This is a genomic window from Paraburkholderia sp. GAS32, assembly GCF_050434225.1.
Lineage (GTDB): Bacteria > Pseudomonadota > Gammaproteobacteria > Burkholderiales > Burkholderiaceae > Paraburkholderia > Paraburkholderia madseniana.
This window is the reverse complement of sequence record NZ_JBNPVS010000031.1, coordinates 104,604-118,334: the sequence shown is the minus strand read 5'-3', so window position 1 is coordinate 118,334 and position 13,731 is coordinate 104,604. Positions and strand designations below refer to the sequence as shown.

General features: G+C 62.6%; 14 protein-coding genes. 12 read left to right on the top strand and 2 right to left on the bottom strand.

The window, feature by feature from the left end; all coding sequences use genetic code 11:
* Positions 1-555: 555 nt before the first annotated feature.
* Positions 556-1,779 (top strand): c-type cytochrome biogenesis protein CcsB, encoded by a 1,224-nt coding sequence (gene ccsB / locus P3T25_RS31275; RefSeq protein WP_429360758.1) that lies wholly within the window; start codon positions 556-558, stop codon positions 1,777-1,779.
* 191 nt (positions 1,780-1,970) lie between these two features.
* The gene (locus tag P3T25_RS31270) at positions 1,971-2,480 is read left to right on the top strand and encodes a DUF1269 domain-containing protein (RefSeq protein ID WP_429360756.1); all 510 of its coding nucleotides are present in this window, start codon (positions 1,971-1,973) and stop codon (positions 2,478-2,480) included.
* A 99-nt stretch (positions 2,481-2,579) separates the two neighbouring features.
* Here P3T25_RS31270 and P3T25_RS31265 read toward each other — a convergent pair whose 3' ends face one another.
* Positions 2,580-3,212, bottom strand: coding sequence for a lytic transglycosylase domain-containing protein (locus tag P3T25_RS31265; RefSeq protein WP_233468987.1), 633 nt, complete (start codon positions 3,210-3,212; stop codon positions 2,580-2,582).
* A 548-nt stretch (positions 3,213-3,760) separates the two neighbouring features.
* Between P3T25_RS31265 and P3T25_RS31260 the strand changes: the two genes are divergently transcribed.
* Positions 3,761-4,543: a response regulator gene (locus tag P3T25_RS31260; protein WP_154564737.1), complete on the top strand. Its 783-nt coding sequence runs from the start codon at positions 3,761-3,763 to the stop codon at positions 4,541-4,543.
* A gap of 18 nt (positions 4,544-4,561) precedes the next feature.
* Here the strand turns inward: P3T25_RS31260 and P3T25_RS31255 are convergent, their stop codons facing one another.
* Positions 4,562-5,695 (bottom strand): histidine kinase, encoded by a 1,134-nt coding sequence (locus P3T25_RS31255; protein ID WP_154564735.1) that lies wholly within the window; start codon positions 5,693-5,695, stop codon positions 4,562-4,564.
* A gap of 284 nt (positions 5,696-5,979) precedes the next feature.
* Between P3T25_RS31255 and P3T25_RS31250 the strand changes: the two genes are divergently transcribed.
* The 9 genes from P3T25_RS31250 to P3T25_RS31210 all read left to right on the top strand — a co-directional run bounded on the left by P3T25_RS31250 (position 5,980) and on the right by P3T25_RS31210 (position 13,717).
* On the top strand, positions 5,980-6,612 hold the full coding sequence (locus tag P3T25_RS31250) for an SCO family protein (RefSeq protein WP_154564733.1): 633 nt from the start codon (positions 5,980-5,982) through the stop codon (positions 6,610-6,612).
* Positions 6,613-6,642: 30 nt separating this feature from the next.
* Positions 6,643-7,332, top strand: coding sequence for a response regulator (locus tag P3T25_RS31245; protein WP_154564731.1), 690 nt, complete (start codon positions 6,643-6,645; stop codon positions 7,330-7,332).
* A 167-nt stretch (positions 7,333-7,499) separates the two neighbouring features.
* Positions 7,500-7,949, top strand: a complete 450-nt coding sequence (gene gspG / locus P3T25_RS31240) for a type II secretion system major pseudopilin GspG (protein WP_154564753.1) — start codon at positions 7,500-7,502, stop codon at positions 7,947-7,949.
* Between the two features lie 63 nt (positions 7,950-8,012).
* A complete protein-coding gene (locus P3T25_RS31235; protein ID WP_429360749.1) occupies positions 8,013-9,215 on the top strand; it encodes a type II secretion system F family protein in 1,203 nt (400 codons plus the stop codon).
* A gap of 151 nt (positions 9,216-9,366) precedes the next feature.
* The gene (locus P3T25_RS31230; RefSeq protein ID WP_266239539.1) at positions 9,367-10,998 is read left to right on the top strand and encodes a GspE/PulE family protein; all 1,632 of its coding nucleotides are present in this window, start codon (positions 9,367-9,369) and stop codon (positions 10,996-10,998) included.
* Positions 10,979-11,866 carry a hypothetical protein gene (locus P3T25_RS31225; protein WP_429360747.1) on the top strand — a complete coding sequence of 296 codons (888 nt, stop codon included), beginning with the start codon at positions 10,979-10,981 and terminating at the stop codon, positions 11,864-11,866. The genes P3T25_RS31230 and P3T25_RS31225 overlap by 20 nt, the downstream gene beginning before the upstream one ends.
* Entirely contained in the window at positions 11,863-12,393 is a 531-nt protein-coding gene (locus P3T25_RS31220; protein WP_429360745.1) for a hypothetical protein, read from the top strand. The genes P3T25_RS31225 and P3T25_RS31220 overlap by 4 nt, the downstream gene beginning before the upstream one ends.
* A complete protein-coding gene (locus P3T25_RS31215) occupies positions 12,390-12,965 on the top strand; it encodes a hypothetical protein (RefSeq protein ID WP_429360743.1) in 576 nt (191 codons plus the stop codon). Before P3T25_RS31220 ends, P3T25_RS31215 begins: the two co-directional genes overlap by 4 nt.
* On the top strand, positions 12,962-13,717 hold the full coding sequence (locus P3T25_RS31210; protein ID WP_429360741.1) for a hypothetical protein: 756 nt from the start codon (positions 12,962-12,964) through the stop codon (positions 13,715-13,717). Before P3T25_RS31215 ends, P3T25_RS31210 begins: the two co-directional genes overlap by 4 nt.
* Positions 13,718-13,731: the final 14 nt, after the last annotated feature.

Below are 13,731 nucleotides of genomic sequence, written 5' to 3'. Positions count from 1 at the left end.
CCTCGCGGTGAGATCATGAAGGAGGTCTGCGGCAATATGTCGGAGCAGGATATGCGCGCCGTAGCGGCCTTCGTGGAAGCGTTTCCTCCAGAGACCGAGGCAGCGGCCAACCCGCCGGCCGATCAATGAACAAGTTGACTTGCGTGTCGCTGCGCCCGTGGACGTGGCGATTCAGAGTCCAGGCCGTCCGTCTGGTCTGTGCAACGCGGATGCACCGTTGCACGGCAGCGGCACCTGCAAGAACGCCTGCGTCATTGTTGAGGTCGCCTCGGTTGGGGGCTTCAGCGGCGATGTGGCGAACAGTTTGCGCACCGTCTCCCCCCGGCGGGCGCTTTTTTTTCAATCTGCAGTGGAAACTTACGGAGCGAATCGGGACGCGGGCGCTCAAGATAGCAACGGGTTTCCCGGTCACGTCTGGCAGCGCGTTTGTGGGACGGGGACCACTACTGGATGACCGCGCCTTGGGGCGCGGCCGTCGAACGAAGCGCGCCGGGAAAGCAGTCAATTGCGTGCCGACGGCATCCTGTCGACGCGATCGGCGCAATGGAGGGGACCATGAATCTGACCCGATCGTCTCTTGATGCCGGTGCGCCGGACCCGACTCCCGTGCTTAAGTGGGATGTCTCAACGACCGCGGCGCAAACGGTGGATCTGCTCGACGAGCGCTCCTTCCTCAAGCGTCTCGGTGTCGTCGACTGGCTGTTCGCCGTCGTGATGGTCGCGGGCGCGGGGTTCGCGCTGTCGCGGTATCACCCGTTCATGAACTACTACGACAAACTGGTGCTGTGCCTGGCGGTGCCGGTGTTCGTCGTGCTGGGCTGGCGCTGGAAGCCGGTGCGCCCGCTGATGGTGGGCATCGCCGCGCTGTCGTTGCTGGCAATCCAGATCTATCAGGGCGATCTGTCGCGCGCGGATAGCGCGTTCTTCCTTAAGTATTTCCTGTCGAGCCAGTCCGCGATTCTGTGGATGAGCGCGCTCTTCGTCTTCGCCACCGTCTTCTACTGGATCGGCCTGCTGTCGCGCTCGCCGACCGGCGCCGCGATCGGTTCGAAAATGACGTGGGCCGCGGTGGTGATGGGCTTTGTCGGTCTGATGGTGCGCTGGTACGAGTCGTACCTGATCGGCGCGGACGTCGGCCATATTCCAATCTCGAACCTGTACGAAGTGTTCGTGCTGTTCAGCCTGATCACCGCGCTGTTCTATCTGTACTACGAGCAGCACTACAACACGCGTGCGCTCGGCGCATTCGTGCTGCTGGTGATCAGCGCGGCGGTCGGTTTCCTGATGTGGTACTCGGTCGCGCGTGACGCCCAGCAGATCCAGCCGCTCGTGCCGGCGCTGCAGAGCTGGTGGATGAAGATCCACGTGCCGGCCAACTTCATCGGCTATGGCAGTTTCGCGCTGTCGGCGATGGTCGCGGTCGCGTATCTCGCGAAAGAGCGCGGCGTGCTGGCAGACCGCCTGCCGCCGCTCGATGTGCTCGACGACCTGATGTACAAGTCGATCGCCGTCGGCTTCGCGTTCTTCACGATCGCGACGATCCTCGGCGCGCTGTGGGCCGCGGAAGCGTGGGGCGGCTACTGGAGCTGGGACCCGAAGGAAACGTGGGCGCTGATCGTGTGGCTGAACTACGCGGCCTGGCTGCATATGCGCCTCATGAAGGGCCTGCGCGGCGCGGTGGCGGCATGGTGGGCACTGACTGGCCTGCTGGTGACGACCTTCGCCTTCCTCGGCGTCAACATGTTCCTGTCGGGGCTGCATAGCTACGGCAAGCTGTAAAAGAATGCCGGAGCGCCCGGACCCTTCGCCCGAAGCTCCGGCTTGGCGGCGCGTGGTTCGACGGGCGACATCCACTGCGGGTCTCTACCCATTCCCTTGGGCGAGCATTCCTACTTTATCCCTCTGCCAATCCGCGCGAGAATGAAGTCAGGGGTCCGGATAGACCCCGATCTACGGTCAGCGAGGTCGCCATGAGACGCATATATTTTTTGCTGCCGAGCACGCAATGTGCTCGGATGATTGTTGACGAGCTTCTGGTGAGGCGAGTCGACTGGCGGCATATCCACGTGATTGCCAACCATAGCGTACGGCTCGACGATTTGCCGGAGGCCACGCTTGCGCAGAGCAGCGACTTGCTTCACGCACTGACGCGAGGTACGGCGGCGGGTTGCGCGACCGGCATGTTGACGGGCCTGGTTGCATTGGCTTATCCGCCGGCGGGCCTGACTATTGCGGGCGGCGTTGTCGTTGCGCTCACGCTCGCGGGCGCCGGGTTTGGCGCATGGACGGCGACGATGATCGGCGTCGATGTACCGAATACGCGGCTGAAACGTTTCGAAGCGGCGATCGAGCGGGGTGAACTGCTGATGATGATCGATGTCCCAAAGGATCGCGTCGAGGAAATTGAAAAGATGATCAAGCTTCACCACGCGGAGGCCGAGATCCGGGGAACGGAGCCGACCATTCCCGCATTTCCGTAATCTGTTCCCGGACCCGGCAACAGTACGACGAGGCCGGCGCCTGGTCACGCCCGGATGTCATCGATATGGGCGCCGGCTTGCCGTCGGCGCGCGCAACGGTTAACCGGCTGCGAGCATGCGCCGATAGCGCTCCAGAACCCGCGGCACGTAAGCGCGCGTTTCCCGCAGGGAGGGCACGCGATAGCCGGCCCGAATCACGGCATTTTCCCCAGCGTTGTACGCGGCCACGGTGAGTTCGACATCGTCCTTGAAGAGATCGAGAAGGAAGCGCAGATAGCGCGCTCCGGTCAGCACGTTGTCGCGCGGATTGAGCATGTCTCCACCGGCAAAGCGCCGTGCTGTCTCCGGCATGACCTGCATCAGTCCTTGCGCACCTTTGTCTGAAACCGCCTTCGGGTTGTATCGGGATTCGACGTCGATCACCGCGCGCAAGAGTTCGGGCTGAACGCGAAAGGTGCGGCTTGCTTCGTCGATCACATCGGCGAACCGCGACGCGTCGCCGCTCCCGGACGACGATGCTTGTGCACGCTTCGCATCGCGTTCGGAAGGCGGATCGCCGGCAACGATGACGGCCATCCCTGCTTTGCCAGGTACGTTGGTCAGGACGATTGCACCGTTACTCGCAACCGCTCCAAAAATCTCTGCGCGTGCATCCCCCGGTGATGCCATGCCAAGCATCGCGCATGCGATGAGGATCGCATGTCCTGGTCCGGATGAAAGGCTATAGCGCATGGTCGTGTTCCCCCGCATCTCAATTGTGGTGTGGAGGAAAGCGCATCTGCAATGGGGCACCTCCCTACACTTTGAGACGCAAAACGGACGGGTCGGGGGCTGTACAAAATCGTTACGTTCGTAACGCCCGGTAACCGTTGAAAATCAGGTGCCGTACGACCCGGCATACACGTTGAAGGGGAATATTCCTGATTCGAACTGGCAATCGGTAAGTATTGTCCCGTTGCCCAATTCGGCGCGTAATGTCTACTCCATCGGTATTGCTACTAATCTCGCGTCCGGGGGAAATTTGTTCAAATTTGAAACATACACGTCGCTATCCTCGACCATTTCAAATGTCGTACGAATTTCACATACTGATCCATGCTGGCTCGCAGAGACATGGCGCGAACCTTGCGACGGGCAGACGCATGCAGCGTGGCTGCATAGCAAGTGAAAGTTAGGAATTCGAAGGTAGGGGATGTAAAAAAGACGAGACATGCGGTGGGCGCCGTTTAACGGCTGCACAGCCTTGTCGCGACCGGTTCCTGGCTGCCAGGGGTAAAAACATGAATACCAAATGCCGCGTCTTGATCGCCGAAGACCACGATCTGCTACGAAACGGTCTGCGCTCGATGCTTTCGGCGCAAGGGGGCTATGACGTCATCGGTGAAGCGAGGGACGGCAAGGAAGCCTGTCAAATGGCGATGACGCTGAATCCCGATCTGATGCTGATGGATCTGTCGATGCGAGGCATGAACGGAATCGATGCCAGCGCGGCGATCAAACGACGATCGCCGAACATACGAATCGTGGTGCTCACGGTTCACCAGAGCGAAGAGTATGTGCGTGAGGCACTGCGCGCCGGCGTCGAGGGTTACGTGCTGAAAGATGTCTCGTTCGATGAACTCCTGGTCGCCATGCGCATGGTGATGCAGGGGAAGAAACATCTGAGCGCCGACGTGTACGGGTACATGGTCGACTCGTTCGTCACGGGCCGCGAAGTGCATGCGCCAAAGAAGGCGTGGGACGTCCTGACGGCGCGGGAGCGCAGTGTGCTGAAGCTGATCGCCGAAGGGCGTACCAACCGGCAGGTCGGGCAGTACCTGAATCTCAGCCCGAAGACGATCGAGAAGTATCGAGCCAGCATGATGCACAAGCTCAATATCGCCAATCTGACGGAACTGGTCCTGGTCGCCATCAGCATGGGCCTGCTGACTTCTCTGGCCGAGAAGTGCTCCGAGCCGAACGTTGACGATACGCCTGTCCGCTTGCAGGCCGAGCCGGATCGACCGCCGGAGTCGCCTGAATACTCGGGAGAGCCCAAGTACGGGCTGGGCGGGGCCTGCTGAGCGCGAACGGAACTTACGCTAGGCGGTCCATGCCGCCGAGACCAGCGTTCCGCTCGTACCGAACGACTGGATTGAAAACTTGCCGCCGTGCGACTCGACCCGGTGTTGCATGCCGATGAGGCCAAGCCCGGTTGTGCAGGCGTCTTCTGTCGACAGCGGACGGTTTTCGTAGCCGATGCCGTTGTCCAGAATCGTCATCAGGAGGCCGCCCGCAATGCGCCGGAAACCGAGCGTGACTTCCGTGGCCGCTGCATGCTTGACGGTGTTGTTCAACGCTTCCTGGGCGAGCCTGAATATGTCGGCCTTCAGATGCTCCGGCACGTCCTCGTCGCCGACGTCGCAGTTGAACACAACTGAGACGTTTTCGGCGCCGTGCTCGATGCGCCGGCATAGTGAACCCAGTGCGCCGGGCAAGCCGAGCTGATCGAGCATCAGCGGACGCAGTTCGCCGCATATCTGCCTCACGTCGCCGATCGTCTCGCGGATTCTGAGCACGGTTGCATCCAGCAACTGGGCCGCGTCGTCGACCTGCCCGCGGCGTATCCGAATCAGCGCGTCCTCAGCCATCAGCTTGACGAGCGTCAATGCTTGCCCGAGACCGTCGTGCAGTTCCGCCGCAAGGCGCTGACGTTCTTTCTGTTGACCCATCGTTAGATACGTCAGATGGTCCCGCGCACTCGCATCGGGCAAACGCGTGGCATTCGCAAGTTCGGGGCCGGAGATCAGCGGCTCCTCAAAAAGCGTCAGCAACGCACTGCGCCCGGTCTCGCCGGTGGGGACCGACTGCTGGTGCAACATGAGCTGGATCGGGTGGCCGGTGCGGCCGCTGAGTACCGCAGGAAAGGAGTGAAATTCTCGATGAGCGCTCACGGACAATTCGCTCGCGAGCGGCGCCCAAAAGCTGTTCGGCGCCATGTCGGCGAGTTGCTTGCCGACCAGGTCGGCATTCGAGTAGCCGAGGAGGGCCGCCGCAGTGCGGTTCGCCGACAGGAACGTTCCATCTGACGTGAGAATGGCAAGTGCCGCGCCGCGCGCATCGGTGACGTTGGCGGTAGCTGGTTTGTGGGTCCGGGCCGCAATGCAAAGCTTGCGCATGGCCTCGATCAGGTCGGCCAGCTTCATCTGCAATCCCGTGGGCTCGTTTGCATCCATTGGAGATCCCGATGCGTTTTCTTAAGGAAACCTTAAGGCTATAAGTAATTGTAGGCCTCGACTAACCCTCGCTGCAACCGGGCAAGTACTGAGTCGCGATGTGGGGACACCCCGGCTGAACGAGGCGGGTTTTCCCGCTGGCGGACATGCCCTACCGTGCTTTGGGGGCTCTCATCCAATGACGCTCGCGCACAAATTCATGAGACTGAATATGCACGGTGGCGCGCCTTTCATGCGCTCACGCGGGTATCGACGCCGTGTTCATGATACTTCTGGAGCCAGCGATGAGAACGACCAACGTAGTCCTGATCGGCGCGGTTCTGCTAGCCGGCGCCGGACTGGCAGGTCCCGCGGCATGGTGCGCGTCTGCCGCAGATGCCGCCGATGGCGCCGACGCGCATATGCATCATCACATGATGTCGGGCACCATGCGCTCGACCGTCGACTATACGCTGCCGCCGGTGAAGCTGGTCAGGGACGACGGTAAGACGGTCTCGTTGATCGATGAACTGAACGACGGCCGGCCGGTGATCCTGACTTTCATCTACACCACCTGCACCACCATTTGCCCCATGGTCAGCCAGACGCTCGAGAAGTTGCAAAGCGAGTTGGGCGGCGAGCGGGACAAGGTGCACATCGTGTCGATCTCGATCGATCCTGAGCAGGACACCCCGGCACGCCTTAGAACGTACGCAGCCCGATTCGACGCGGGTCCGGAGTGGCAGCACTACACCGGCACCGTCGAGGCGAGCATTACGACGCAACGCGCCTTCAACGTCTATCGGGGCGACAAGATGAATCACACGCCGGTTGCATTCGTGCGATCGGCGCCCGGAAAGCCGTGGCTGCGCATCGACGGCTTCGCGACGCCAGCGGAACTGCTGAGCGCCTACCATGACGCCGTTGCGTCCAACTAACCGCGCACGGTGCTGTCAGGAGCGACGAAATTGGCTAAACAGCATCGTGTGCTGATTGCGGAGGATCAGCATCTTTTGCGCAGCGGCCTTTGTCGCATGGTGTCCGAACTATGCGACTACGTCATCGTTGGTGAGGCGTGCGACGGACTCGAAGCATACCGGCTAGCGATCGCGACGCTGCCCGATCTCATCCTGATGGACCTGTCGATGCCGGGCGGAAGCGGTTTCGAGGCGATCGCCGCAATCAAGCGCCGCGCGCCGCGGATCCGCATCATTGTCCTCACCGTTCACCGCAGCGAAGAACACGTGCGAGAGTCGTTTGCCGCGGGCGCCGACGGCTATGTGATCAAGGACGCGTCTTTCGAAGACCTGGTCGGCGAGATGCGGCTTGTCATGCAGGGCAGGCACAACACGAGTCTCGACGTTCTCGGCCGCTGTGCCGATTCGCTGCACCTCGTTGCGGGTACCCCGCAAAAAGCACACCTCTGGGATGCGTTGACCGGCCGTGAGCGGTCAGTGCTGCGACTCGTTGTCGAGGGGCACACCAATCGGCAGGTCGGCGAGCACCTGAGGCTCAGTCCGAAAACGATCGAAAAGCATCGTGCGAGTCTGATGCGCAAGCTGGGCATCACGAACGTGACAGGTCTTGTGCGCATCGCAATCGACATGGGTGTGCTGACGCTGCCGGACGAAGAACGCGTGCATCACCCCTCCGCATAAGCGCGGCGCAACTGGAGGGTCTTTACCCATGTCTTTGGACGGCTCTCCCTACTTCTTGCCCGTATCGACCTGAACAAGAATGCATTCAACGGCTTCGGCAATGCCGAAGCGGTGGGTCGATACAGGGGGGAGCTGTGCACACTGAATTGTCCGCTATCAAGCCCGGCATGCCCGGGCGTCCGTGGCAGTGCGTCCGCCTCGAAAAGGGCGCGCGACGTAGCCGCGGTTTCACGCTGCTCGAGCTGCTCGTGGTGATGGTCATCATCGGCTTGCTGGCAGGTCTCGTTGCTCCTCGATATTTCGAACAGGTCGGCAAGTCGAATACGAAGATCGCGCGCGCGCAGATCGTCTCGCTGGGGCAGGCGCTCGATCAATACCGGTTGGATGTCGGGTCTTATCCGTCGACCGAAGAAGGGCTGCAGGCGCTCATCGCCAAACCGCAGGATGCGGCGCATTGGAGCGGGCCGTATCTGGCGAAGGCGGTCCCGGTCGATCCGTGGGATCGCCCGTACCAGTATCGTTCGCCGGGTGAGCACGGCGACTACGATCTGTTTTCGCTTGGCAAGGATGGACGAGGCGGTGGCATCGGTGAGAACACGACCGTCTCGTCGTGGTAACGGTGCGCCGCGCGGTTGCCGCGACGCTGGGCCGGTAGTGGGTGGTTTGCAAGGAGAGTCGACGTGAAGTACGTGCTGCGTGTTTTCGATACCAGTGGTGCGGTCCAGACGCTTCGCATCGATAGCGATTCTTCGTCGACTGCTGCGTCGCTTGCACGCGCCCGCGGTCTTCGCGTCGTATCGGTTCGCGCCGACGCCGCGCGGCGGCACTACCGGAAGAACTGGGCGGCGCTGCCCGGCGCCAGGTTCAACGTCGAACTGTTCGCGCGCGAACTCGCGGCATTGCTCGATGCAGGCGTCGGCGTTGTCGACGCATTGCGCACGCTTGGCGGCAATGAGCGCCGCGAGGCTTCGGCGCAGGTGTACCGGGAGCTGTTGCGGCAACTGGAAGAGGGGCAGTCACTCTCCGCGGCGCTCGAGCACGCGAGTCACATCTTTCCACCGGTGCTGGTCGCCTGCGTGAAAGCCAGCGAGCAAACCGGCGGCCTCGCGGATAGCTTGACCCGCTATTCGCGCAATAGCGCGATGCTTCACGAACTGCGCGGCCGGGTGGTGTCGGCAGCGATCTATCCATCTGTTCTGTTGCTGGTGGGCGCGGCGGTCGTGCTGTTCCTGCTGGGCTTCGTCGTGCCGAGGTTCGCGACTTTGCTTGAACACAGCGGGCGCGAACTCCCGCTGCTCTCGCGCTTGCTGATCGCCTGGGGCAGCATGGTGCACGCCCACGGGGCGGAGTTGAGCGTCAGCCTTGCCGTGCTGGCGGTGGTGGCCGGTTTCGCGCTGCGCAGGCCGGCGGTCCGGACCTGGATCACCGATCGCATGCTTGCCCTGCCGGGCATCGGGCAACACTTCCGTGTCTTTCGCCAGTCGCAGTTTTATCGCACGACCGCCATGCTGGTCGACGGCGGTATTCCCGCCGTGCGCGCGTTCGATCTTGCGCATGGGCTGGTCGGCCGCGCGGACCAGGCCGCACTCGCAGAGGCCCTCCAGCAGGTGCGCAACGGCACAAAGATCTCCGACGCGTTTCAGCAGGGTGGACTCGCCAACCCGATTTCCTACCGGCTCCTGACGGTGGCGGAGAAGACCGGTGGTCTTGGGCCTGTTCTCGACAGAATCGCTGCGTTTCAGGAGGCACAGGTGTCCCGCACGATTGATCTGATCTCGCGTTTGATCGAACCCGCGATGATGATTTTTATCGGTGTGGTGATCGGTGGAATTGTCGTGCTGATGTACATGCCGATTTTCGAAATCGCATCGAGCATTCAATAGACCTTCCTGGAGAAAAGACGTGGATTCCGTCAGCACAACTCTGGCAAGCCTCAATGTCGAACCGCGTGCCGAACCGCGTGTCGAGCTGCGCGACGCACTGCGAACGCTCGGCGAGCGGCATGGTTCCGGCATTCGTGCGCTGGAGGAGTTGATGACGCAGACGGCGCTGAGCGCGGACGAGATGCGCGCCCAGTTGGCCGAGCAATTTCGCATGAAGCCGATCAGCATGCGCGAGTTGAACCAGTACGAGCCCGATTTCGACGTGATGTCGTTCGTCGAAGCGACGACTCGCCTGTGTGTGTGCTTTCGCGAGGCAAGCGGCGCAAATGGTACAAGCGGCACAAACAGTGGCAACGGTCTTCTGTTCGTCATCGCCGATCCGCTCGACGCGCGCACGCGAGGCTGCGTCGAACACCGCATGCGCTCACGGCCGACCGTGCCGTACGGCTGGGCGCTCGCGAGCGCGGGAGACATCAGCGCGTATCTGGCCGTGCGCGAAAAAGACGTGCGGGCGATGGATTCGCTCGCGTTCGACGACCCGATCCAGAGTGCAGTCGATCCGTCTTCGCTTGCGTTGACGCTGCAGGGCATCAGCAGTGACGACAGCCCGGTGGTGAGGCTGCTCAACTCGACGATCTATGACGCGCTGAAGATGATGGCAAGCGACATCCACCTCGAATGCCGTGCCAGCGGTTTGATGATCAAGTGCCGCGTGGACGGCGTGCTGACTGTGGTCCGCCGGGTGGAAGGCCGCGATGTCGCCGACCAGGTCCTGTCGCGCGTGAAGGTGATTTCCGAACTTGATATTGCCGAGCGCCGCGTTCCGCAGGACGGGCGTTTCAAGGCGCAGTACGCGGGACGTGACATCGATTTCCGCGTGTCGATCATGCCGAACCAGTTCGGCGAGGACGCGGTGCTGCGGATCCTTGACCGCTATCAGCTCTCGCAGGCTTCCGGCGGCCTGACGCTCGAGGCACTGGGTTTTCAGCAGGCCGATACACGCTTCATGCGTTCGGTCGCCTCGATGCCGTATGGAATGCTGCTCGTGACCGGGCCGACCGGCAGCGGCAAGACGACGACGCTCTACGCGATTCTTACTGAAATCAACAACGGCCTTGAAAAGATCGTGACGATCGAGGACCCGGTCGAATATCAGTTGGGCGACATCCTGCAGATTCCGGTCAACGAAGCGAAGGGGCTGACGTTCGCGCGCGGACTGCGGTCGATTTTGCGGCATGACCCCGACAAGATCATGGTCGGCGAAATCCGCGATCCGGAAACCGCGCAAATCGCCGTGCAGGCAGCGCTGACCGGTCACCAGGTGTTCACCACCGTGCACGCGAACAACGTGTTCGACGTGATCGGCCGCTTCACGAACATGGAGGTCGATCCGTACAGCTTCGTGTCCGCGCTCAACGGCGTCGTCGCCCAGCGTCTCTTGCGGCAGTGCTGCCCGGATTGCACAACCGATGAGGCGGTCGACGCGGACACGCTGGTCCGTTCTGGCATCGATCCTGATACCGCCGGCAGCTACCTGTTTCATCGCGGCACGGGCTGCGCGGCGTGCCGCGGCAGCGGGTACCGCGGACGCCGCGCGATCGCGGAAGCTTTGCGCATGAACGACGAGTTGCGGCAACTGTTGTCGGAGCGCGCGCCGCTTGGAGCTATCAAGGCGGCAGCGATGCGCTACGGCATGCAGTCGCTGCGTACCGCCGCGGTCGAACTTGTGAAGCGCGGCGAAACGACTCTCGAGGAGATTAACCGTGTCACGATGGTTGAATAGTCCGCTTGCAATCGGAGTCGGCACACGCGAGATTGTCGTCGGTGCACGCATGCCCCGGCTGTCGCGCCTGCGCAAACCGGCATCTGCCGCCGAGCCTGCCAGCGTTGCGATTCCAGAGGCGCAGTGCTGCACCGAACCGGGCGCACTCGATGCGCTGCGCACAGCGCTTGCCGACACGCTCATCGCCACGCCCGCGGCGGATGCCGCGCCAGTGCAGCAGGAGGTTGTGCAGAAGCGCAGCGCAACCATCGTGCTGGATGACTTCTGGGGCAATCACGCGATCTTGCGCGGCGATTTCCGCGCGCTGCGCGCGCGCGAACTCGAAGAGATCGCGTTGGCCTATTTCACCGATACCTACGGGATTGACGGCGCGTCGCTGGTGGTGCGGTTCAGTGTGCAGCGCGGCGGTCGGGCTCTGTTTGCCAGCGCGATGTCGCGCGAACTGCTTGACGGTATCCACGACGTGAGCGCGGCCGAACATGTCGGGATTGGCCGCTTGACGCTATGCCTTCCGGAGATGCTCAATCGCGTCGGCGATGCAGCCGAGGGCGGTGAGGCGCTGCTGCTGTTCGTCGCGGACGAGCAGATGCAGGCGGTCATGATCGAGCAGAATCGCTGGGTCGCCTACGACGCACAGCGCCTGTTTCCGGGTGATGCGGGCGACGCGTCCCGGTTGGCCGAACTGGCCGAGCAGTTGTTCGAACGCTCGGCGACGCGGGCGAGCCTGAAGCACGAAGACTGCAAGATCCATCTCTTCGGGGTCGAGACCGAACTGGCGCCGTTCGAAGCGCGTTTTGCGGCGGCAACCCGGCAGACGCCGGCAACGGACCGCTCGCCTGCGCATCGGCTGATGGAGTGTGCACAATGATCCCGCGCCTTGACCTCGACTTCAGTGGGCGCCGCGCGACCCCGGCGGCGGGCGGCCTGATCCTGCTGTGCGCCGCTGCCGTGCTGTTGCTCGCAAGCGGCGCGCGGCTCTGGTATGCGCACGCGGAAAGCGATCGCGCGCAGGCGCAACTGGAGGCCGTCCGGCAGCAGGCAATGGCAAGCCGGCATTTGCTGAAGGCGCCGCTGACGCCGGCCGCCAGGCTCGCGGAAAAGCAGAGTCAGTCGGTTCTGCGGGAACTGACCGTGCCGTGGCAGGACCTCTTCTCGATCGTCGAAGACTATCCCGATCACGATGTCGCGCTGATCGGCATCGATCAGAACCCCGCGCAAAGCCAGATCCGTATCACGGCCGAGGCGAAGAACTTCGACGCGATGATCGCGTACCTGAAGTATCTGCAGAGCAGCGTTCTGCTGCGGGAAGCCGTGCTCAACGATCACCTGATCGAGACGAACGTGCCGGGCAAACCGGTGCGTTTCCAGATCACTGCCGTCTGGAGGAAGTCATGAAAGCGGATCAGCTACAGGACATGCTGTTGACGCTGCGCTTCGAGATGCGGCGCGCGTTCGGCCTGCCGGGACTGCTCGGCGCGCTGACGATCGGCGCGGCCGCCATCGTGTGCGCCTCAACTCCCAGTGTGGACGCCGGGACGCGCGACATGCACGAGATGCAGGATCCTGCGCGCGTCGCGCGGACGGCGAACGCGCATCACCGTGCCGGCGAGCGCAGCGCGCCGGCAGATGCGGTTGCGCTCGATACCTTGCCGGGACTGTTCCCGGGTTTCACGCAAAGCGCGAGCGATATCGCGGTGATATTCGCGCAAGCTCGCGACAGCAATCTGACGCTCGGCTCCGCCGAATATCAGGTGACGACCGAAGCCGGTGCGCCCTTTACGCGGTATCAGGTGCTGTTGCCTGTCAAGGATCAGTACAGCGCGATCCGGCATTTTCTCGCGGCAGTCCTGAACAACGTGCCCAATGCGGCGCTACAGGCGATCCACGTCGAACGTCCTGCGGTCGACGGCAACATTCTCGATGCGCGGGTCCGCTTCGAACTCATCTATCGGACGGCGCAGCCATGAACCTCGCTCTGGTCAAACGCGTTCGAACTCATCTATCGGACGGCGCAGCTTTGAACCTCGCTCTGGTCAAACGCGTTCGAGCTCGTCTGCCGGACAGCGCAGCCGTGAAACCCGCTCTGGTCAAACGCGTGTTGCTGACGTTCTGCGCGATCGCCGCCGTGGGGCTCGGATATCGCGCGCAGGTGGCGGCGACCCAGACGCCGACGGTGCTTGCCGCGCTCCACGGCGCGAGGCATGACGACATGCAGGCGCGACCGGCTTCCGTTCATCTCCAGTCCACCACATCGGCCGCGTCCGCAACGACGCACGCAACTACGCACGCAGTTGCGCCGGCCCCGGTTCCTGCGTCGCACGTCGGCGCCGCCAACGCGAAGCCGACGATAGCGGCGACGCCACGCGCAAGGCTGATCTCCCTGCGCGCGCCTCTGTCCGTCGAATCGACCAACAATCCGTTCGCCGCCTCTTCGTGGCTTCCGCCGCCGCCTCCTGTCGAGGTGCCGGTCGTACCGGAGGTGCGAGCACCGGCGCCGACTGCGCCACCCGTGCCTTTCACGTACGTGGGCGAGCTGGATGCGAAAGCGGCCAAGCCGCAGGTATTTCTTAGCAACGGCGAGCGGTTGCTGATTGTTTCACCGGGCGAAGTTGTCGATGACCAGTACCGCGTCGAGTCGGTTTCGGAATCCGACGTGGTGCTGACCTATCTACCGCTTAACCAGACGCAGTCCGTATCCATACCAAGAGAGGCAAAGTAGATGACAACCTCACG